Source organism: Croceicoccus pelagius, assembly GCF_001661915.1.
Lineage (GTDB): Bacteria > Pseudomonadota > Alphaproteobacteria > Sphingomonadales > Sphingomonadaceae > Croceicoccus > Croceicoccus pelagius.
On record NZ_LYWY01000032.1, the window covers coordinates 25,014 to 46,090 of the forward strand.

18 protein-coding genes are annotated in these 21,077 nt (G+C 63.8%); 7 read left to right on the forward strand and 11 right to left on the reverse strand.

Features of this window, described 5'->3' with window-relative positions; translation table 11 throughout:
* Positions 1–534: 534 nt before the first annotated feature.
* The 4 genes from A9D15_RS05705 to glpD are packed head-to-tail and all read right to left on the reverse strand — an operon-like array spanning position 535 to position 5,288.
* A complete protein-coding gene (locus A9D15_RS05705; RefSeq protein WP_066762885.1) occupies positions 535–1,443 on the reverse strand; it encodes an NAD-dependent epimerase/dehydratase family protein in 909 nt (302 codons plus the stop codon).
* The gene (gene proB / locus A9D15_RS05710; protein ID WP_082924281.1) at positions 1,440–2,606 is read right to left on the reverse strand and encodes a glutamate 5-kinase; all 1,167 of its coding nucleotides are present in this window, start codon (positions 2,604–2,606) and stop codon (positions 1,440–1,442) included. The genes A9D15_RS05705 and proB overlap by 4 nt, the downstream gene beginning before the upstream one ends.
* A gap of 55 nt (positions 2,607–2,661) precedes the next feature.
* Complete coding sequence (obgE, locus tag A9D15_RS05715; protein WP_066762888.1) at positions 2,662–3,750, reverse strand: GTPase ObgE; 1,089 nt, start codon at positions 3,748–3,750, stop codon at positions 2,662–2,664.
* Between the two features lie 29 nt (positions 3,751–3,779).
* The gene (gene glpD / locus A9D15_RS05720; protein ID WP_066762891.1) at positions 3,780–5,288 is read right to left on the reverse strand and encodes a glycerol-3-phosphate dehydrogenase; all 1,509 of its coding nucleotides are present in this window, start codon (positions 5,286–5,288) and stop codon (positions 3,780–3,782) included.
* 131 nt (positions 5,289–5,419) lie between these two features.
* Here glpD and glpK point away from each other — a divergent pair, with 131 nt between their 5' ends.
* The gene (gene glpK / locus A9D15_RS05725) at positions 5,420–6,919 is read left to right on the forward strand and encodes a glycerol kinase GlpK (protein ID WP_066762893.1); all 1,500 of its coding nucleotides are present in this window, start codon (positions 5,420–5,422) and stop codon (positions 6,917–6,919) included.
* 19 nt (positions 6,920–6,938) lie between these two features.
* Here glpK and A9D15_RS05730 read toward each other — a convergent pair whose 3' ends face one another.
* Entirely contained in the window at positions 6,939–7,835 is an 897-nt protein-coding gene (locus A9D15_RS05730; RefSeq protein ID WP_066762895.1) for a PAS domain-containing protein, read from the reverse strand.
* A 398-nt stretch (positions 7,836–8,233) separates the two neighbouring features.
* On the opposite strand from A9D15_RS05730, the gene A9D15_RS05735 reads away from it, so the two are divergent.
* Together A9D15_RS05735 and A9D15_RS05740 are read left to right on the forward strand one after the other, a co-directional pair.
* Positions 8,234–10,678 (forward strand): YadA family autotransporter adhesin, encoded by a 2,445-nt coding sequence (locus A9D15_RS05735; protein ID WP_172807474.1) that lies wholly within the window; start codon positions 8,234–8,236, stop codon positions 10,676–10,678.
* 225 nt (positions 10,679–10,903) lie between these two features.
* Positions 10,904–11,491 carry a c-type cytochrome gene (locus tag A9D15_RS05740; protein ID WP_229660297.1) on the forward strand — a complete coding sequence of 196 codons (588 nt, stop codon included), beginning with the start codon at positions 10,904–10,906 and terminating at the stop codon, positions 11,489–11,491.
* An 81-nt stretch (positions 11,492–11,572) separates the two neighbouring features.
* Here A9D15_RS05740 and A9D15_RS05745 read toward each other — a convergent pair whose 3' ends face one another.
* Positions 11,573–11,866 (reverse strand): EthD family reductase, encoded by a 294-nt coding sequence (locus A9D15_RS05745; RefSeq protein WP_066762898.1) that lies wholly within the window; start codon positions 11,864–11,866, stop codon positions 11,573–11,575.
* A gap of 29 nt (positions 11,867–11,895) precedes the next feature.
* On the reverse strand, positions 11,896–12,456 hold the full coding sequence (locus A9D15_RS05750) for a rhodanese-like domain-containing protein (protein ID WP_229660298.1): 561 nt from the start codon (positions 12,454–12,456) through the stop codon (positions 11,896–11,898).
* A gap of 80 nt (positions 12,457–12,536) precedes the next feature.
* Between A9D15_RS05750 and A9D15_RS05755 the strand changes: the two genes are divergently transcribed.
* Both A9D15_RS05755 and A9D15_RS05760 read left to right on the forward strand, forming a co-directional pair.
* Positions 12,537–13,331: a quinoprotein dehydrogenase-associated SoxYZ-like carrier gene (locus A9D15_RS05755; RefSeq protein WP_066762901.1), complete on the forward strand. Its 795-nt coding sequence runs from the start codon at positions 12,537–12,539 to the stop codon at positions 13,329–13,331.
* Positions 13,328–14,296 carry a quinoprotein relay system zinc metallohydrolase 1 gene (locus tag A9D15_RS05760; RefSeq protein WP_066762906.1) on the forward strand — a complete coding sequence of 323 codons (969 nt, stop codon included), beginning with the start codon at positions 13,328–13,330 and terminating at the stop codon, positions 14,294–14,296. The genes A9D15_RS05755 and A9D15_RS05760 overlap by 4 nt, the downstream gene beginning before the upstream one ends.
* Here the strand turns inward: A9D15_RS05760 and A9D15_RS05765 are convergent.
* The 4 genes from A9D15_RS05765 to A9D15_RS05780 all read right to left on the reverse strand — a co-directional run bounded on the left by A9D15_RS05765 (position 14,293) and on the right by A9D15_RS05780 (position 19,552).
* Complete coding sequence (locus A9D15_RS05765) at positions 14,293–14,847, reverse strand: cytochrome b (protein WP_066762915.1); 555 nt, start codon at positions 14,845–14,847, stop codon at positions 14,293–14,295. The genes A9D15_RS05760 and A9D15_RS05765 overlap by 4 nt on opposite strands.
* Positions 14,820–16,862, reverse strand: coding sequence for a TonB-dependent receptor plug domain-containing protein (locus tag A9D15_RS05770; protein ID WP_066762916.1), 2,043 nt, complete (start codon positions 16,860–16,862; stop codon positions 14,820–14,822). The genes A9D15_RS05765 and A9D15_RS05770 overlap by 28 nt, the downstream gene beginning before the upstream one ends.
* A gap of 129 nt (positions 16,863–16,991) precedes the next feature.
* Positions 16,992–18,416, reverse strand: a complete 1,425-nt coding sequence (locus A9D15_RS05775) for a porin family protein (RefSeq protein ID WP_156521668.1) — start codon at positions 18,414–18,416, stop codon at positions 16,992–16,994.
* A 161-nt stretch (positions 18,417–18,577) separates the two neighbouring features.
* A complete protein-coding gene (locus A9D15_RS05780; protein WP_066762917.1) occupies positions 18,578–19,552 on the reverse strand; it encodes a PQQ-dependent catabolism-associated beta-propeller protein in 975 nt (324 codons plus the stop codon).
* A gap of 189 nt (positions 19,553–19,741) precedes the next feature.
* Here A9D15_RS05780 and pedF point away from each other — a divergent pair, with 189 nt between their 5' ends.
* Positions 19,742–20,134: a cytochrome c-550 PedF gene (gene pedF / locus A9D15_RS05785; protein ID WP_229660320.1), complete on the forward strand. Its 393-nt coding sequence runs from the start codon at positions 19,742–19,744 to the stop codon at positions 20,132–20,134.
* Between the two features lie 4 nt (positions 20,135–20,138).
* Entirely contained in the window at positions 20,139–21,008 is an 870-nt protein-coding gene (locus A9D15_RS05790; RefSeq protein ID WP_066762923.1) for a substrate-binding periplasmic protein, read from the forward strand.
* Positions 21,009–21,077 lie beyond the last annotated feature (69 nt).

Below are 21,077 nucleotides of genomic sequence, written 5' to 3' on the forward strand. Positions count from 1 at the left end.
TTGGTGCGCCTTCATCTTGCTCGACCCGTTATTTGTTTTTCTGTTCCTACTGTTCTGCGTTTTCGTTTGGCATGGAGCAGACGCCGCCTCCGGCGAACCGAGTTCGAAAGCCCTCAAAACCGCAACCTCGTATCCCCTTTTCGCAGTATCCCTAACAGCTTTCATCGCTTCAATGTGGCTCGACCAACTCACGACGACAACGCGACCTGATGGTCAATACGAAACGCCGTCTGTTACGACGGCGTTCGCGATCGCCGCCCTAACTTTTCTCATGGTGATAGTTCTGGGAAAACTGCTTTCGTTGGTCGCGATAATCGCCAAGAACCAATTTCGCAGACGCTCCCAAGTTGATTAAACTTCGGAAGCTGCGTCGACGCAGACATCACTTGAGCGGAGGGACTCACGGGCGGGAGTCGAACCCGCCAAGACGAAGCATTGCTGTTTCGCCCACGCCGACCGTGTCAGAGCCAAACTCGGTCTAATTGCTCGTCGTTAAGACCACAACCGCCTCGTAACCCGCCAGCGCGCGCTAACCTAAAGCCAGCCCTCGCCCCGATACCACTGGGCCGTCTGCTTCAACCCTTCCCCCGTCTCAATCCGCGGTTGCCACAGGTCGGCAGGCGGGCGGTGTGCGGGGTCGGCGGTCCAGTCGGGGTGGACCATGTAGCTGGCGCGGTCGGGGGTCAGTTTCGCCTTTGTCCCGCGCACCATGCGGTCGATCCGCGCCGCGCCCTTCACCAGCATGGCAGGCATCGATAGCGGCGTGACCTTGCGGCCAACTGCTTCGCCGATGGCCTTCGCCATCTCGACATGGCGCCAGCCGCCTTCGCGTCCGTCGTCGGGGTCATAGACCTTGCCCGCGTGCGCCCCGCCATCGGTGGCCAGCGCCAGCAGCAACGCGGCAAGATCGGCGGCGTGGATCATCGAGGCGCGGCCTTCGGGCGGCAGGGGCACGACGCCCAGCTTCGCCGCCTTGAACAGCTCGAACATCTCGGTATCGCGGGGCCCGTAGATCGCGGGCGGGCGCACGATGGTCCAGTTGAGAGTGCTCGCTTCCACAGCGACTTCGGCGCCGAACTTGGACTTGCCGTAGTCGGACAGGAAAGGCTCCCGCGCAGAGAGCGAGGAGACGTGGACGAAGCGCTGCGTGCCCGCAGCCCTGGCGGCATCCAGCATCGCTTTCGTGCCGGTGACGTTGCCCGCGACGAAACCCGCCTTGTCGGGTGCATTTACCACGCCCGCGACATGTACGACCGCATCGGCGTCGGTGCACAGCGTTTCCAGAGCATCGGTCGCGGCCAGATCGCCGCGCACCCATGTCACGCCATCGCGCTCCGGCTGTTCGCGCCGCGTCAGGGCGCGGACTTCGTGGTCTTCGCTGATTGCGAGATCGAGCAGCGTCGAGCCGACAAAGCCCGTTGCGCCCGATATCGCGATCTTCACTTGCGAATGCTCACGATCACCATCTGGTCGCGGTGGATGACGGCGCTTCGCGGGGCATAGCCCAGCAGGCGTTCCTGGTCGTCCGAATGGCGGCCCATGATGGCAAAGACTTCCGATGCGTCGTATTCGGCAAGACCCTTGGCGATCTGTTCGCCGTCCGGCCCGCGCACTTCTACCACGTCCCCGCGCGAAAAATTGCCGGTGACGTCGGTAATGCCCTTGGCCAGCAGGCTGTTGCCATCGTGCATGGCCTTGGCCGCGCCGCTGTCGACCACCAGCGTCCCGCGCATCCGGATACGCCCGCCCAGCCACGCCTTGCGCCCGCTGTCGCGGCGGCGCGGCAGGAACAGCGTACCGATCCCGCCCTGCAATGCGCGGGCAAGCGGCGCGGTGTACTGGCCGTTCACGATGGCAAGCGCGATGCCCGCACGTTCGGCGATCTCTGCTGCCTGAAGCTTGGACGTCATGCCGCCCGAACCGAGGCCCGAGCCCGATCCGCCGTCGGCCATGTCGTGGATCTGCTTGGTCACGCCGTGGACCATCGGGATCATCTGCGCGCCCGGATCCTTCGGGTTGCGGTCGTAAAGCCCGTCGATGTCTGACAGCAGCACGACCGCATCGGCCTTGCCCGCCTGCGCCACGCGGGCGGCCAGACGGTCGTTATCGCCAAAGCGGATTTCGTGAGTGGCGACCGAATCGTTCTCGTTCACCACCGGCACGACCCCGCGATCGACCAGCCGCTTCAGCGTGGCCGAAGCGTTGAGATAGCGGCGACGACCTTCGAGGTCTTCGAGCGTCACCAGAAGCTGACCCGTCGTGAGACCATGCCCGCCCAGCAGGTCCGCCCAAAGCGCGCTAAGCTCGATCTGCCCAACAGAGGCCGCGGCCTGCGCGTCGGCAAGGTTGGCGCGGCCGCCCTTTTCAAGCTTCAGCCGCGACGCGCCCAGCGCGATCGCGCCCGACGACACCACGATGACTTCCTGCCCCCTGATCGTGGCCGCGGAAATTTCGCCCGCCAGCGAGGCCAGCCATTCGCGCCGCGGCTGTCCGTCGGGGCCGACGAGCAGCGCAGAGCCGACCTTGATCACGATCCGCTTGCAAGTGCGCGGCAACGTGAGGTCGTGGAGAGTGGTAATCTTTTCGGTGGGTTCGCTTTTTTCCATCGTGCCTGTCGTGTCTACCTACCGGTCATGTCAGCCTGTCGTCGGGGTCCGCGCCTTAAAGCGGGGACCATTCTTCCGGCGCTTCGCCGTCCGAACCGTCTTCGGGTCCTTCGCGTTCCGCGCCCTTGGTTTCCGTGCGGGTCTTGTCGGGGAGATAGCCGAGGATCGCGTCCATCAGCCGCTCCAGCCCTGCACCCGTCGCGCCCGAGATCGGAAATACCTCGTCCGCGCCTGCCGCTTTCAGCTCCTCGGCAAAGCCTGCGATCAGTTCCTCGTCGGCCAGATCGACCTTGTTGAGCGCGACGAGCCGCGGCTTGTTTTCGAGATCCTCGCCATAGGCGGCCAGCTCCTCCTCGACGATGTGCAACGCCTCAATCGGGTCCTGCCCTTCGCCCGTGCCCGAGATGTCGATCAGGTGGATCAGCACGCGGCAGCGTTCGATATGGCCAAGGAAACGGTCGCCGATGCCGGCACCTTCCGCCGCGCCCGCGATCAGGCCCGGAATGTCGGCAAGCACGAATTCGCGGCCCTTGTGCCGCACGACGCCCAATTTGGGGACCAGTGTCGTAAAGGCATAGTCGCCGACCTTGGCGCGGGCATTGGTGACCGCGTTGATGAAAGTCGACTTGCCCGCATTGGGCAGCCCGACAAGGCCGACGTCGGCCAGCAGCTTCAGCCGCAGCCAGACCCACATCTCCTCACCCGGAATGCCGGGCTGATGCTGGCGCGGGGCGCGGTTGGTGCTGGTCTTGTAGCTGGCGTTGCCGCGTCCGCCCATACCACCTTCGAGCAGGACGACCCGCTGGCCCACCTCGGTAAAATCGGCAAGCACGGTCTCGCGGTCCTCGTCCGAGATGATCTGCGTGCCGACAGGCACTTCGATCACCAGCGGCTTGGCGCTGGCACCGGTGCGGTCCTTGCCCATGCCATGACCGCCGCGCGGCGCCTTGAAGTGCTGCGTATAGCGGAAATCGATGAGCGTATTGAGCCCCTCGACCGCTTCGAACACGACATCGCCGCCCGAACCGCCGTCACCGCCGTCGGGTCCGCCGTACTGGATATATTTCTCACGCCGGAACGAGACGGCACCGGGGCCGCCCCCGCCGGACTTAATGTAGATCTTGGCCTGGTCTAGAAAATGCATGGGCCGCCATTTAGGGGGCGCAACGCCATTTAGCCAGTGGGCGCGTAACCGTTGAAGTGGCCGCAGAGCCTTTCATAGGTGCCGTCAGGGGCGTGAAGACCCATCTTGCTACGCCGCCAGAGCACGTCTTCGGCGCTTCTCGCCCATTCATGGACGGTCAGATAGTCGACTTCGGACTGGGTGAGGCCGCCGCCGAAATCCTCGCCCATGTCGGCCAGCGTGCGGGCCTTGCCGATGATCACTTCCGCTTTCGTGCCGTATGCGCGGGCAAGGCGGCGCAGCAGATCGTGCGGCAGTTTCGGATGCGCGCGGGCAAGGCCGACGAGATAATCCTCGAAATCGGCAAAATCGCCACCGGGCAATGTCGCGCCCGCAGTCCACGCGTTTCCGGCGCGCGGCAGGGCGAGTTCCTCCATCGCGTGTTCGGCAAGACGACGATAGGTCGTGATCTTGCCGCCGAAAACATTGAGCAGCGGTGCTTCCTCGCCCGCCCCGCGATCGAGGTCGAGCACGTAGTCCCGCGTTACCGCGGAGGCGTTCTTCGCCTGGTCGTCGAACAGGGGACGCACACCCGAATAAGTCCAGGCGATGTCGTCGCGGGTCGTGTCCTTCTCGAAATAGCGGTTCGCGGTATCGAGCAGGTAGGCGATCTCCTCTTCCGAGATTTCCGCCTTTTCGGGAATGTCTGCGCACGGCACGTCGGTCGTGCCGACAAGGGTGAATTCATGCTCGTAAGGAATGGCGAAGACGATGCGCCGGTCCGGGTTCTGGAGCATGAAGGCGTGATCGCCGGGATAAAGGCGCGGCACGATGATGTGACTGCCCTTGATAAGGCGCACCTGCCCCTTGGGCCTGGCATTGGCGATCTGGCCGATCACTGCGCTGACCCACGGTCCTGCCGTGTTGACGATGGCCCCGGCCTCAACCGTATGGACGCCATGCGCGTCCTCTACTGTGGCGGCCCACCGCGATCCTTCGCGCAGCGCCGACACGAACCGTGTGCGTGTCTTCACCACGGCGCCGTGTTCCACCGCGCTCATCGCGTTCAGCACGACAAGGCGCGCATCTTCGACCCAGCAATCGGAATAAACAAAGCCCTTGCCCTTGCGGTCGGCCAGTCCTTCACCCTGCCTTGCCTTGTCCAGCCGCACCGTTTCGGTCTTGGGCAGGCGTTTGCGCCCGCCGATATGGTCGTAGAGGAACAGCCCCATGCGAACCATCCAGCCCGGTCGCGGGCTTTGCGTCTGCGGCAGCACGAAGCGCAGCGGCCAGATGATATGCGGCGCCATGCCCCACAACCGTTCACGTTCCTGAAGCGATTCGCGCACCAGCCGCACTTCGCCATATTCAAGGTATCGCAGCCCGCCGTGAATCAGCTTTGTCGATGCTGAAGAGGTGTGAGAGGCCAGATCGTCCTTTTCCACCAGCAGGACCGACAAACCCCGCCCTGCCGCGTCGCGCGCGATCCCCGCACCGTTGATGCCGCCCCCGATCACGAGGAGATCGACGGACTGCGGAAGGTCGTGGGCTTGCTGCATTGCATCAAACCTAGCGATGACAGGGCCAAGGTTAAACCCCCCAACAAGAGCCGCGGCTTGGCAAGCGGGGTTGACCCGGCGGCGCTCCATCGCGACGTTCGAAGTCGCAGACGCCACCAACCGGAGAGACGATGACCGCAAGCGGCCCCTATATTCTCGCCATCGATCAGGGCACGACTTCTACGCGAAGCATACTGTTCGATGCCCGGCTCGACAGGGTCAGCGTCTCGCAACAGGAATTCGCGCAGCACTATCCCAAGCCAGGCTGGGTCGAACATGACGCAAATGAAATCTGGACGAAGACGCTGGAAACCGCGCGCGGTGCGCTGTGCGGTGCGAACGTTCCGGCATCGGACGTAGCTGCCATAGGCATCACCAACCAGCGCGAGACCGTAGTCGTCTGGGACCGCGCCACCGGCGAGCCGATCCACAAGGCGATCGTCTGGCAGGATCGCCGCACTGCCGCGACGTGCGAACAGCTTTACGAGGCGGGTCACGAGGACACCGTGCGGCAGACGACGGGCCTGCTGCTCGATCCCTATTTCTCGGCCACGAAGATCGCGTGGGTCCTCGACGAAGTGCCCGGCGCGCGCGAACGGGCCGAACGCGGCGAACTGGCGTTCGGCACCATCGACTGTTTCCTGCTCTGGCGGCTGACCGGCGGGCGCGTCCATGCGACCGACGCCACCAATGCCAGCCGCACGCTTCTGCTCGACATCGAGAAGGGTGAGTGGAGCGACGAGCTTTGCGAGCTCTTGCGTGTCCCCCCCGCCATGCTGCCACGCATCGGCGACAGCGCGGAAATCTATGGCGAGACCGACCCGGACCTGCTGGGCCATGCCATCCCGGTCGCGGGCATGGCGGGCGACCAGCAGGCCGCACTGTTCGGGCAGGCCTGTTTCCATCCCGGCATGGTGAAATCGACTTACGGCACCGGCTGCTTTGCCGTTGCCAATACCGGCGACACGCCGCTGCGTTCGGACAACCGCTTGCTCACCACCGTCGGCTACCGGCTGGACGGCAAGACGACTTATGCGCTGGAAGGGTCGATCTTCGTCGCGGGCGCTGCGGTGAAGTGGCTGCGCGACAGTCTTGATCTGGTTGAGAACTCGGCTGAAACGTCAGAGCTTGCCGCCACGCTGGACGACAATGGCGGGGTTTACATGGTGCCCGCCTTCACCGGCCTTGGCGCGCCGCACTGGGACCCGCATGCGCGCGGCGCCCTGCTGGGCATGACGCTGGGCACCACGCGCGCGCATATCGCCCGCGCCACGCTGGAGGCCGTTGCCTACCAGACGATGGACCTGCTTGACGCGATGAATGCCGACGGCGCGCCGCCGCCCGACGCCATGCGCGTCGATGGCGGGATGGCTGCGAACGACTGGTTCTGCGCGTTCCTTGCCGACATGCTGGCCACCCGCGTGGACCGTCCGCAGGAACTGGAGACGACCGCGCGCGGCGCGGCGGCGCTGGCGGGACTGGGCGTAGGGATGTTCAAAAACCTGGAAGCTATCGAAGCGCTGTCGAACTTCGACCGCAGTTTCGAGCCCGACCTCGACGAAGCCTCACGCGTCGAACTGGCCAAAGGCTGGCACGAAGCCCTGTCAAGAGTGAAAGCCGGACGCGCCTGACGCCCGGCTTTCGCGAAAGTCAGTCTGCGCCTTCTTCGCGCATGCCCTGCGATGTCAGCATAACGACCGCGCCCTCCGCGCCGTAAGCTCCGTGTAGCTGCACGATGGAAAGTTTGGCTGTAGCCACTTTGCCGCTGTTGTTCAGGAACCCGACTTCAAGCCGCTGCGGCGGCCCTCCTCGCAGAACGCCTTCCAGCGTGTCGCGGAAAACCACGCGATCTTCCCTTGCGACGAGATCGACGATGGCGACGCCCATCAGGCGTTCTTCGTCCAGTTCGACCATGCGGGCGAAAGGATCGTCTATGCGCTCGATCGTGCCGCGGATCGAAAGCCGGACATAGCCCACGTCGCCATGCACGCTCATCGCCTCGAGAATCGAGGTCTTGACGTCGGCAAGGCGGTGGCGCTGCACATCTTCGGTAATGTCTCGAAACATCAGAACGTTCTGATTGCCGAGCGGGAAGGACTGGAAACGCAGCCACGCACCTTCCTTGAATGGCGAGGGAATGTCGGCGGCACTGGGTTCACCGCCGACGACGGTACGGCGCGCATGGACCTCCATCAACGATCCGGCAACGGACGGCAGCGCCTCTTCCAGAAGGCTTCCGGCGAACTCGGCAGAGTTCTTGCGACAGATCGCGCCCGCCACGCGGTTCGCATACTGGATGCGCAAATCGGAATCGCAGATGACGAGCGCTTCGTCGATCCATTCGGCCAGGCTGACGAGTTCGTTACCGCTGCCCTTGTCGGCCCCGCTGGCGTTTCCGGACGCAAGTTCGCGGTATTGGTCAATATCCAATAGTACGTGGGTTTCCTTGCCGTGGTTCGTGATGAAAACCGCACTGTCGGACGCGACATCCCGCCAGTGCGAAAATGCCCGGACGACTTCGGCTGCAGTAGCGGTGACCTCGCTCATCCTTCGTCTCCTCGATCAGGAAAGCTCATGCTCTCCGGTATGTTCCCTCCGCACACATATTCCCTAGTTACTAACCATACATTGGTATTGCACAAAAAAACCATAATTTTCTGCACCTAATCGTGTGCTAGGCATCAAACCAAGTCCCGCGTCGGCAGATTAAATGACAATTCCTGTCAGTCGGATACTTCTGATAACGCTTCCAAAGGGTGCCGGACCGCCTCGTATGTATTTTGCAGAGTTTTAGGTAACCTAAGAGTTAACTTTATCTTTTTGACGAATGGCGAACCTCTCCCCGTCCCGGAATGGGTTTAATCAGGGGAGATTTTCCATGTATCTCAAAAAAAACAACTGCTCGCGTCGCCATGATGGCCACGGTGGGAATCAGTGCACTTGCCATGTCCAGCAACGCCCAGGCGCAGTCCGTTACGCCTGTGGTCGACGTCTGCACCGGCCTCAGTCTCGATCCTTCGCTCGTCACCGATATCGTTGGCGAGACCGTCCAGCCGGTCGAGGACATCGAAACGGTATTGAACGGCCTTGTTCTCAGCCCGCTGTTGAGCGCGCTTGGGCTGCCGGTCCTCAACAGCGACCTTTCCACCACGCTCGACAATATCGCCAACGGCAACCAGCTTGCGCTGACGGTGCTCGACACCGACGGCAACATCGTCACTTCGTCCGATGCCTGTAATGTCACTGCGGACGGTTACACGCTGAACCAGGAAGCTGGCATCGCCATCGGCGGCAACTCGATCACCGGCCTTGGCGCGAACGGCCTCGACGCATCGGCTGGCGAACTGGACGCGATCGCATTCGGCAACAGCGCATCGACCTCGGTCGGCGCAACGGGTGCCATCGCGATCGGTGCCGACAGCTCGGTCACGCAGGCCGACGGCGTTGCGCTCGGCAACGGCGCCAGCGTCACTTTCGCCAATTCGGTCGCCATCGGCGCCGGCTCGGTTACGTCGCGCGGCGCGGTGTCGGGCTACAGCTCGCCCGGCCTTGCCGGCACATTCGATTCCGCCGGAGAAGTCTCTGTCGGCGCGCCCGGTGCGGAACGCCAGATCACCAACCTTGCTCCCGGTACGGAAGCAACCGATGCCGCCACAGTCGGCCAGGTCCAGGGCGCGCTCGACGCGGTCGCCGCGCTGGATGACGTCGCAGTCCAGTATGACGACGGCACTTACGCCACCGTCACGCTGAAGGGCGCAAGCGGCACGACCGTGACCAACGTCGCCGACGGCGCGCTGAACGACACCTCGACCGATGCGGTCAACGGTTCGCAGCTCTTCGCGACGAACCAGAACGTGCAAGTCAACGCCGACGCGATCACCGCGCTCGATGGCCGCGTGACCACCAACGAGACCGACATCGCCAACCTCGACGGACGCGTCACCGTGAACGAGGGCGACATCGCCGCGCTCGATGGCCGGGTTACGACGAACGAGACCGATATCGCCAATCTCGATGGTCGTGTGACAGTGAACGAAGGCGATATCGCCGCTCTCGACGGCCGTGTAACCACCAACGAGACGAACATCACCAACCTCGACGGCCGCGTTACGACAAACGAAACAGATATCGCGAACCTCGACGGTCGCGTTACCGTCAACGAAGGCGACATCGCCGCGCTGGATGGTCGCGTGACTACCAACGAGACGGATATTGCCAACCTCGACGGTCGCGTAACGACGAATGAGACAAACATCTCGAACCTCGACGGGCGGGTCACCACCAACGAGACCGACATCGCCAACCTCGATGGTCGCGTCACCGTCAACGAGACCGACATCGCCAACATCGACGGGCGCGTCACGGTCAACGAAGGCGACATCGCCAGCCTCGACGGGCGCGTCACCGTCAACGAGGGCGATATTGCCAACATCGACAGCCGCGTAACGGTGAACGAAGGCGACATCGTCGCCATCGATGGACGGGTCACGAACAACGAGACCGCGATCACCAACCTGCAGACGCAAGTGGCGAACGTACCGCTCGGCTATGTCGACGATGGCGACGGCACCACTCCCAGCAGTTCGCCGACGCAAACGGTTGCCATGATCGGCGCGGCGGCAGGTCCGGTCACGCTGACCAACGTGGCCGCAGGCTCGCTCTCGGCAACGTCGAGCGATGCAGTGAACGGCTCGCAACTCTACGCGACGAACCAGCAGGTCGACCAGAACATGACCAACATCGCGCAGAACACCGCCGACATCACCAACAATGCGAACGATATCGCCAACAATACCGCGAACATCGCGACCAATGCGACCAACATCGCCAACAACACGGCGAACATTTCGCAGAACACCAGCGATATCCAGCTGATCCAGAACAACCTTGCAGGCAGCACGGTCGTCGCGGTCCAGTATTCGGACGCCGACAACCCGCGCTACAGCAACGGTGGCGTGATCTCTCAGGACGTGACCCTTGTCGGCCTTGATCCGAATGCCACGGTGGGCCTGCACAACGTCGCCGACGCGGTGTCCGACTTCGATGCGGTGAACCTGCGCCAGATGCAGGCGGGCATCGATGCCGCGCTCACCACGGCCAATGCCTATACCGACATGCGCTTTGCCGAAATCGCCTTCGATCTCGACGACGTGCGCCGCGCTTCCTACGCCGGCACGGCTGGCGCGCTGGCAGTGTCGGGTCTGCCGCAAGTGATCGAAAGCGATGGCCAGATGATGGCCGGCGCAATCGGCCACTACCGCGGGGAAACGGCCTTCGCCATCGGCTATTCGGCATCGTCGAACGACGGACGCGCCGTGTTCAAGTTCAACGGCACGGTCGACACGCATGGATACGCAGGTGTCAGCACCGGCGCGGGTTTCGCCTTCTGACCCTTTGACGAACCTACGCCATGCGGGGGTGCAGCGGGGTCGTGCGACCCATTCCCTGACACCCGCGCACCCCCCGGGCCAGCCCTCGCGACCTCGATCGCGGGGGCTGGTTTCTTTTGTGAGTTGCGAAAGCCGCCGGGATCGATACCAGCCAAAAGTGCAATGTCGGCCAAGCCGCCGAAATGCGATTGACCGCTTTGAAACAGATAGTTCGAGAGGACAGCCATGCGTAAATCGTCTCTGGTCCTGGCCAGCCCCACACTTGCCCTTGCCCTGTCGCTCGCCGCCTGCGGCGGTGCGCCCGAAGAAGATGCACCCGTTGCCGAAGTGACCGAAGAAGTGGCCGAGGTTGCCGAAGACCCGGCCATGGAACCGCCCGTCGCCGAGGAAACGGCAGAGCCAGAGGCCGAGACAACGCCGACGCCCACGCCCACGCCCACGCCGACCAAGACGGCTGAGGCGAAGAAGGAAGCGCCCGCACCCGAACCCAAGCCGGAACCGGTCAAGGTGGCGGCGCTCACCCCGCCGGCGAGCTACAGCCGCTGCGCCGTTTGCCACACCTGGGAAAAGGGCGGCGAGAACAAGCTGGGTCCGAACCTGTGGGGCACGTACGGCAAGTCGGCCGGCGTCCATGCGGGCTTCAACTATTCAAGCGCGCTTAAGGATTCCGGCGTCACCTGGGACGAGGCTTCGCTTCACCAGTGGCTGGAAAATCCGCGCAAGTTCATTCCGGGCAACCGCATGAGCTTCCCCGGTTTGAAAGACGAGGCCAAGCGCCAGGAGCTTATCGATTTCCTGAAGCAGCTGAAATGATCACGGCGTAACGCGAGCTCAAGTCTACGCCAGATAAGGGACCCGGCCTCACCTCTCTCGGCCGGGTCCCTTTTTTGTGCTTCAGGCCGTGCGGTAGATGGCCGGTTCGATGTCGGTAAATCTGGCGACGTCGGCCAGCACCCCCGGCGTACCCGGCGATCCCAGCGCCGCATCGATTTCGTCCTGACTGCCAAAATTCAGCGCGACGAGGCAGGCAAACGGCTGGCTATCGTCATAGGGCCAGCTGACGTCGGCGCCGGTGAGGCCATGCGGCCCCCAGGCGTCGTTCACGACATCCATGTGCGTGCCTTTGTAATAGTCGCGGTCGAACTTGTGCCCTTCGTGACGCGGGTAATAGACGATCAGCTTGGCCATTGCGGGTAAACTCCTCTTCCTTGCGAATTTCAGTTGGCGGGAACAGTCACCGGTATCGCGGGCACGAGCTGCTCGCGCGTACGCCAGCCCTCGATCCCTTCGGCCAGCCACCAGACGCCTTCGTGCCCTTCGGCGGCAAGACGCCTGGCCGCGTTCCAGCCCATCCAGCAATCGGTCCGGCAGAACAGGATGACCGGCAAGTGCGGCTTGCGGCGGCGCGCCTTGGTGACTTCGCGGACAAGCGCGTTCCACAACGCCGGATCGGCGTCGCCGCGTCCGGCCTCGGGGTGCCAGACGGCACCGGGGATCGTCAGGTGCTGCTCGGACAACCGCCACGCGCCCGTTTTGGCATCGCGCACGCCGCCATTGACCGGCAGGACATCGATAAACAGCGCATCCTTCCCCGGATCGAGCAAAAGCGCGGCGGGAAGCGCAAGACGGGCAGACGGGTGCGGATCGCGGTCGACCGGAGCGCGGTAACGGGCAGCGCGATATCCGTCCTCGTCGAACTCTGCGCGCTGCTGCGCCAGCGACGGCGCGGCAAGACAGGATAGCCCTACGCAGGCCAGCAGGATCGCGCTTGCCTTCACTTTCTCACCCGTTCCCTTTTTCTTGGACCAAAGTGCAATGTGGCGCAGACCGTGTCCGTCCTACATTGTTCTTTGGACCCATGCGTTTGATAAAGACCATCCTGCCCGCCGCGGCCTCGGTTTTCCTTGCCGCCTCTCCTGCGTTGGCAGAGGGGCTTCCGGCCGATCCGCTGGGATCGCCGATGTGGGAATATCATGCCGAAAAGCTGTTCACCGGCGGCCCTGTCATCTTCGACAACCGCGTGAAGGTAATCCTGCCCGTCATTGCAGAGGACCAGCACGTCGTTCCCGTTACGGTCGATGCGCGCAAGCTTGATGGTGTGAAGCGGATCGTGGTCTTTGCCGATCTCAATCCCATTCCCGTCGCCATCGACTATCGCCCGATGGGCGCCGCGCCTTTCGTCGCCACCCGCATCAAGCTGGATCAGCGCACGCCGGTCCGCGCCGCGGTGCAATTGGCCGACGGCAGCTGGCACGTCGCGGGCGACTGGATCGACGCGGCCGGCGGCGGCTGTTCCGCCCCGCCCCTGTCCCGCGTGCGCGGCGACTGGGCCGACCACCTTGGCGAAATGCGCGGCGCGGCATGGTCCGACGGCAATTCGACGCGCCTGCGCTTTGGCTTTCGTCACCCAATGGATACCGGACTGGTCGAAAATATTCCGGCCTACAACATCGAAACCGTCCGAGTGACCGACGCCGGGGGCCGCGAGATCGCGACCATGGACGTGTACGGCTCGGTCGCGGAAGACCCTGCCTTCACGCTGGTCGTCGACCGCGACGGCCCGATGGAAGTCTCCGCGCGCGATACCAGCGGGCTGGAGTTTACAGGCGAACTTGCGCCTGCCAGCGGCAAGAGGCTGTCATCGGGGCAATGAGGTTTTCCCGCCGCGCCATGTTTGCCGGCCTTGGATTGGCGGGTCTGGGGCTGGCCAGCCTTGCCCCTGCCCTCGTCTATGCCGAGCAGTTTGCAGGCACCTACAACCCACAGGCCACGCAAGTCGCCGACGGCATCTGGATGGTGCGCGGTGCGGACGAGCCGATCGCCTTTGCCAACGGCGGCGCGATCGCGAACACCGTGATAATCGCAACCGATGACGGAGCGGTCGTGGTCGATCCCGGCCCCTCGCTCTCCTACGGCAAGGCGATCCGCGCGCTGGCGGAAGGTGTGACCGGGAAAGCGGTCATCCGCGTCTATATCACGCACCTCCACCCCGACCACTCGTTTGGCGCAGGCGCTTTCGATGCGGGGCTCGTCCACGCGCTTTCCGCCACGCGCCACGATCTCGAACGCGACGGCGAAGGATTTTCCGACGCGCTGTTCCGCGTGCTCGCCGACTGGATGAAGGGCACGACCGTCGTCCTGCCGCAAGGCGACGTGACGGCGGGAGAAACCGTGATCGGCGGGCGAACATTGCGCCTATTCGCGCTGGGCGGTCATTCGAGCGGCGATCTCGCCATCCTCGACGAGGCGACCGGTACGCTGATCGGAGGCGATCTGGTATTCCACGACCGCGCCCCTGCCACGCCGCACGCGAACATCGCAGGCTGGCTGTCCGCGCTCGATCGGTTGGCAGCCGTTGAGCATAAGCAGGTCATTCCGGGCCACGGCCCGCTCGATACCGGCAATGTCGCGATCCCGCAGACGCGCGACTGGCTGACCTGGCTCGACGGAATGCTGCACGACGCGGTCCTGTCGGGCATGAACATGACCGAGGCAGGGGCGGCCGAAATCCCCGCGCGCTTCGCGAACATCAAGGTCGCGCGCTACGAACTGCAGCGCAGCGTGTCGCACTTCTATCCGGGTCTTGAGGCCGAGCTTTTACCGATGGTGGGCAATTAGGCCATCCGGCGCAGAACGTCGTCCTTCAGCACGAAGTGGTGCCGCAGTGCCGCGCCGACGTGCAGCACGATCAGGAACACCGCGACCCAGCCCATGATCTCGTGCGTTTCGTGTGCGAAACCGTCGATCGCGCCATCAGGCGTAATGCCGAACTTGGGCACATCGAACAGGCCGAACCAGTTTAGCGGATATTTGCTGCCCGAAGACACCAGCCAGCCGGTCATTGGCAGGCCGATCATCAGGATATAGAAGACCGCGTGAGTCAGGTGCGCCGCGCCCTTTTCCCAGGGGGGCGTATGCGCCGGCAGCGGCGGCGCGGGATTGGCCACGCGCCAGCCCAGCCGCACCAGCGAGAGCGCCAGTACGGTCAGCCCTAACGACTTGTGCAGCGGCATGACGTTCACGACATCTTCCAGCGCATCGTGGAAGAACCCGCCGATGATGTTACCGATGATGACCAGCGCGATCACCCAGTGCAGGGTCCGCGCAACCGCGTTGTAGCGTTCTGCACCCGCTGCTGCGGTCACAGGCTGAACCCGATGCCCGCCCATACGGTGCGGGGAATGCCAAGGTCGATCGATCCGGACTGGTTGCGCGTCACGATTTCCTCGTCCGTCAGGTTCTCGCCGCGAAGCACCAGCGAAACGCCGCCAGCAACGGGGATCCGGGCATAGGCATCGAGAGTCGTGGCGGAAGGCATGATGTTCTCTTCCAGATCGTCCTCGAACTGCTTGCCCGCATAGCGTAGCGTTGTCGACAAAAGCCAGCCGTCCATCGGCTCGATCGCCAGCGTCGCGCCTGCGACCCACTTGGGCGTCTGTGAGGGGCGATTGCCGTCAAGCGCGGCGGCAAAGCCGCTGCCCTGCGCCTCGGCATCGGTATAGGCGAGCGATCCGGTGAAGCGGAAGATGCCCTGTTCGATCCCCGCCTGCAATTCTACGCCCTTGGCGCGCACCGCGTCGATGTTCTGACGCTGGCGCAGGTTCTGCGCGATGGTGACGTTGGCGATCGCGCCCTTCACCTTGTTGTGGAACGCGGTCACCGACAGGTTCACGCCTTCGCCCGGCGTGAAGTCGATACCCGCCTCATAGCCTTCCAGCTTCTCGACATCGAGATCCTCGTTCGCCTGGGTGACGACGGGGAAGACCACGAAGGGGCGGTAGAGTTCGTTGAGCGTCGGCAGGCGCAGGCCGGTATAGGCAGCAGCCCGCAGGCTGAGCGCATCGTCCGCAGCGAACACCATGCCGCCGCGGAACGATTCCTCCCAACCCGAACGGTCGGCAAAGACATTGTCCGTGATCACCGCGCCCGATGCATCGCGGGCGGTGTAGAAACCGTCGTTGATCGTGTAGCGGTCGACGCGCGCACCTGCGGTCAGCGTCAGCGCGCCGAGCACGAAGTCGTTTTCGAGGAAGAAGCCCAGATCGGTGTTCGAACCGCCCGCATTGCGGCGTTCGGTCACGTTGCCCGAAAACGCGCTGATCGCGGTTTCGAACAGTTCGCCATCAGACTTGCGATAATCGACGCCCAGGCGAAGCAGGTTGGTATCGCCCACCGGCGGGCGCAGTTCGAACTTGCCGCCGATACCGATCGAGGGCGTATTGCTCTGATCCAGAACCGGCACGAAGCGGGTGGAGGAGATCACCACGTTCGAGAAGTTGCGCGACTGGATATATCCCAAGAGGTCGAAGGCCCAGTCGCCCTGCCCGACGAAGCGGATGCTGGCGTCCTGCCCCTCGCTGGTCGAATCCGCACCGTCGAAGCGCAGCGTGCGCTTGTCGTCGAACAAAAGGATATTGGCCTGCACCTCGACATCGTCGCTGATCGGCGCGACGCCGCGGATCTGGGTCGACCAGCTGTCGTAGGCCGCGCGCGCGGTCGCCGGGACGCGCTGATCCACCGGCGTCGTGTAGAAGCCCTTGCCCCGGTCCCAGCGGCCTGAAACGAGCGCGAAACCGGCGCCAAGCTGGGCTGCGACGGTGCCGCTGATGTCCGTTTCCTCGCGGTTGTTGACCAGCGCATGGCCCGAAAACGTGCCGAGCGATTCGGGATCGCCGCTGGTCAGTTCGATCGTACCGGCAAGCGCGCCCGAACCGAACGGACCCGACCCGCCGCCGCGCGTAACCCGGGCGCTGGCAAGGCGTTCGGGCGCAATCGCCGACAACGGGATATAACCGAAGAACGGGTTCGCCATCGGCACCCCGTCAAGCAGGACCTGCGCGCGACTGGAAGCGTTGCCGCCTAGCGCGCGCAGCGTCACGCCCTGCGCCGAAGGGTTGGCCGAACGGCTGTCGGAACGGCGGAACTGCTGAAAACCGGCGATGTTGCTGAGCGCGTCCTCGATCCGGCCAGACCCCGTGGCGATCAGTTCCTCGTGGTCGAGCACGGTGACGTCGTATGCTTCCGTCGCGGGGGTCGCAGGCAGACCTTCGCCGGTGACGATGATCGGCGCGGCATAGCGGGTAACTTCGACGTCGTCGTTGTCCGTGTCCTGCGCCATGGTCGGAACCGCGCACAGCGCAGCCCCCGTCATCAGCGTGGCGACTATCGATTTGCGACCCGTCATTTTCATCTCTGCCCTCTTCGATCCATCGTGCGAGATCGTTTTCTTGTGCCGTAGAGACACGCTCGGCGACCACGGATCCGTGGCCGCCGACGCGCTTTCCCATAGTGTAATCCGAAGTATCGGAAAACGTCAGAAGAACAGAATTCCCCCGACAGCAAGCGCATCGCTCTGCGCTTCGTTGCCATTGTGGGCTTCCGCCTTCGAGTGAACGTATTCGCCGATCAGCGTCACCCACGGCGTCAGGCCATAGCGAAGCTGGCCGACCCAGCTCGAGTTGGTGTCCACCAGCGTCGGGTTGGCTGCCTCGTCCGCCGCGTTGGCATAGTCGAGGCGGCTTTCGCCGTAGCTGCCGCCGACCGAAACCTTGCCGAAGGTGGCCAGCGCCTGCAGGTAGAAACCGTCGCTGGAACGCGCATTGCCCGAACCGTCGGTGTCGAACAGGCCCAGCACGGTCGTGCCAAGGCCGTCCGCGGTGTACCAGTAACCAACCGCCGTGACCGGACCTGCGGTAACCTTGGCACCGAGATCGAGACCCTTGCCGGTGTAAGAGCCGCCCGCGACCAGATCGTGCTTCTGGGTAATGCCGCCTGCCCACAGGTGGGTGTTAACGCCGCCGAAGGCACCGTCGTATGTCAGCTTGGCCTGAAAGCCCGGATCGGAATTCGTCTGGTCCTGACCCGTCAGCGACTTCAGCGGCTGGAACACGCCGACGCTCGCCTGCACGCCTCCCATCGACGGAGTCGAATAGGTGATCTGCGGCTGGAAGTCGGTGTAGATGTAGCCCGAACCGATGCGGCCCAGCGTCGTGTTGCCCGGAGCGACGTTGCCGCCCGGAGGGCCGCTGGAAAGCAGCGTGATGTCATTGAGGATCGCGTCCGAGCCGAACAGGCCGATGTCACGGCCGATCTTGAACGTGCCCAGGTTCTTCTTGCCGAAGGTCATGAACGTCTGGCGGAAGTCGATGCCTGCGGTGGCAAGCGCGGTCGGCTGGCCGCCGTTGTTTGCGCCCAGCGCGCCCCATGCGGTCGAGTTGATGCCCGGATACATGCCGAAGGTCGCACCGACATCCCAGCCTGCCTGCTGCGTCGAGACGTTGACGACGAGGAAGCCGGGGAGAAGGCCGTTACGCACCGAGCTGGAGTTGCTGCCCGAAACGCTTGCGATACCGCCGGTCACCGCCGTCGTGGCGCTGGGCGTATCGGGATTGTCGTGCACGTAGAATCCGTTGACCGAGCCGGAGAAGCGGATCGTGGCCGGACCCACTTCGAGGCCGATGCCGCTGTCGGTCATCTTGACCATCTTCTCGGGCTCGAAAGATGCCGGAACCGGTGCCTGCGTCGTCGTTTGCATCTGCTGGGCCTGCATCTGCTGGGCTTCTGCCGCGTCCTCGGCCTGTTCCTCGGCAAGCAGGGCGGCGTATTCGTCGTCCGAAAGAATGCCCTTTTCGTGCAGGCGCTTGAGCAGGCTCTCGCTGGAACCGGCGTATGCGGGTGCAGTCGTCAGGGCAATGGCAATCGCCGCGGCAGTACCGCGCAACATGATCTTGGAGATCATTTCTCTCCCCCTTCCTTTCTTATCTGTATCGCATCCAAGCGACCGGAAAGAGGATGCTGCGCCCTTGCGCGCGGCACTATTGGACTTTGGTTCTCGTACTTTGGGACAAGGCGTCGATTACTTGGCAAAACCTGGGCGCAAACCGTGCGCAATACGCTGCCTTAGTGCGCGATTGCGACGCCCCAGGGGCCCTTGCCTGCCTCGATACGCTTGGTCACCTCAAGGCTGGCGAGATCAAGGAAAGCAATGTCGCCGGTGGTGCCGTTAGCAACGACGGCAGTGGTGTCGTCCTCGGTGATGGCAAGGTGCCATGGTCGCCCGCCAGTGGCCGCGTAACCAGTCACCTTGCGGCTTGCCACATCCACGACCGCGACCGCATCGGCGCGGCCCAGCGCGATCACCGCGGTCTTCCCGTCGGACGTGAACCGAATGCCGCAGGGCAGGACCTTGTACGCCGGCGCGCCCGGCGGGGCGAAGGACAGGGTTTCTACGATTTCCTTCGAGGCGACGTCGATGACATGGACCGTCCCGGCAATCTCCGCCGATATCCAGACCTGCGTCCCGTCGGGCGTGAACTCGATGTGACGCGGGCGATAGTCGGTTTCCGTCACGTGGACGATCTCGCGCGTGGCGATATCGATCCAGTCGACGATGTTTTCTTCCTCGCTCGCCACCAGCAGGTACTTGCCGTCGGTGCTCTGCGCGATGCCTTCCGGCTCCTCGCCCACGACAACCTGCCAGGCAACGCGCCTCGTTTCGAGATCGACCGCGGTCGTCGCGGCATCGTCCTCGTTCGAAATGAAGAGGTACTTGCCGTCGTTCGAGACGAAGAACTGCTCGGGATCATTGCCCGATGGCAGCACGCCGACCAGCTCGCCCGTCTTTGCGTTGCGAATCTCCACCGCGTTGTCGAGGCTGGCGCAGATAAGGACGTATTTGCCGTCCTTCGTCAGCGTGATGCCGCGCGGGCGCTCGCCCACGTCCCATGTCGCGGTGACCGTGCGCGTGTCGAGGTCGACTACCGTGACGGTGTTCGAACGTTCGTTGCTGACATAGGCCGTCGCCGCCTGCGCGGACGAGGCAAGGACGATACCAAGGGCGAAAGCCGCGCCGGCAAGGAGTTGACGGTTTTTCATAGAGTTCGATGTACCTTCGCCGATGTCAGCAGCAACATTGTACCAAGGTTCAATGGGTCCGTGCCGTTCGGGTCGCTATCAATGCAATCCAAGCAAGGGGGTTTGTTGGACTGATGGCCCTCGGGTCGCAAATGAGGATGCACTGAAATGTCGAAATTGACCAGCCGGCTGGCGCTTGCCGCCACCGCGATGGCCTTTGCCGGCCTTACCACCACCCAGCTCATGGCACACGGCGACGTGACGCCGCAGGCGGTCGACACCTCGGCCCTGCCGGACATCGGCGAGGAATGGCTGGGCGAGAACCCCTATACAGGCAATGCCAAGGCGATCGAAATCGGCGCCTCGGCCTACAACCAGAACTGCGCGCGCTGCCACGGCCTCGAAGGCATCTCGGGCGGCATCGCGCCCGACCTGCGCTACCTCGAACTCGGCCCCTCGGGCGACGAGTGGTTCATCGAGCGTTATCGCAACGGGTCGAGCCACGATGGCAAGGTTTACATGCCGCCGTTCGGCGAAGTCCTCGGCCAGAAAGCCGGCTGGGCGATCCGCAGCTGGGTCGAAACCAAGTACACGGACGAGTAAGACCATGACATTCGGGCGCAGGGCCTTTCTGGGCGGTCTCGCAGCAGGAGCGGGGTCGCTGGCCCTGCCCCGCATTTCCAACAGCGCCCCGCTCGCCAACGTGCGCGAGCTGGGCGTTCTTCGTGTCGGCCTCTACACAAACAACCGGCCATGGTCGTGGGAAGAAGGCGGCAAGGTGATGGGCATCGATGCCGACATCGCCCGAGCCGTTGCCGAAAGCTTTGGCGTGAAGACCGACCTCGCGCTGTTCCCTGCCGACGAGGAAGTTTCCGACGATCTTCGCAATGTCGTGTGGCGCGGCGGCCTTCTGGGGTTCCGCAAGTGCGACGTGATGATGCATGTTCCCTTCGACCGCACGTTCGCGGCGCAGGAGGACCAGGTGGTCATCCTCGCCCCCTATTACCACGAAAGTTTCGGGGCGGCCTGTTCGCCCGGCATGGCCGAATGCGAAGGGACGCCGACCGAGTTTCGGGGAAAGCGCCTTGCGGCCGAGCTCGATTCGATCCCGGACTTCTACCTGATCGGCAGTTTCGGAGGCATCCTGCGGCCTGACGTGACGCATTATACTACGGGCTTCGAGGCCGTCGCCGCGGTCAAGTCGGGCGAGGCCGATCTTGCCGTCGCCACCGATGCCCAGATCGAATCGGCGATGGCCCATGCGCCGGGCGAGGGAAAACGGCGCAAGGGGCCCTTGCCCGCCATGCTGTCGCCGGGATGGGACATCGGCATCGCGGTCGACGAAAAGAGCCGCAGCCTCGGTTTCGCCTTCGAGGAGGAAATGGACGCGATGATGGCCGATGGCCGTATGGCAGAGATATTCGCCCGCTACGGCGTGACGTGGCGGCCCGCAAATGCGGTCGCTCCGGGGGCCTGACGGCCGCTCTCGTCCTAAGGTTCAATTGTTCAGAACAGGGGCGGGGATAGTCTCGCCGATACCAAGATA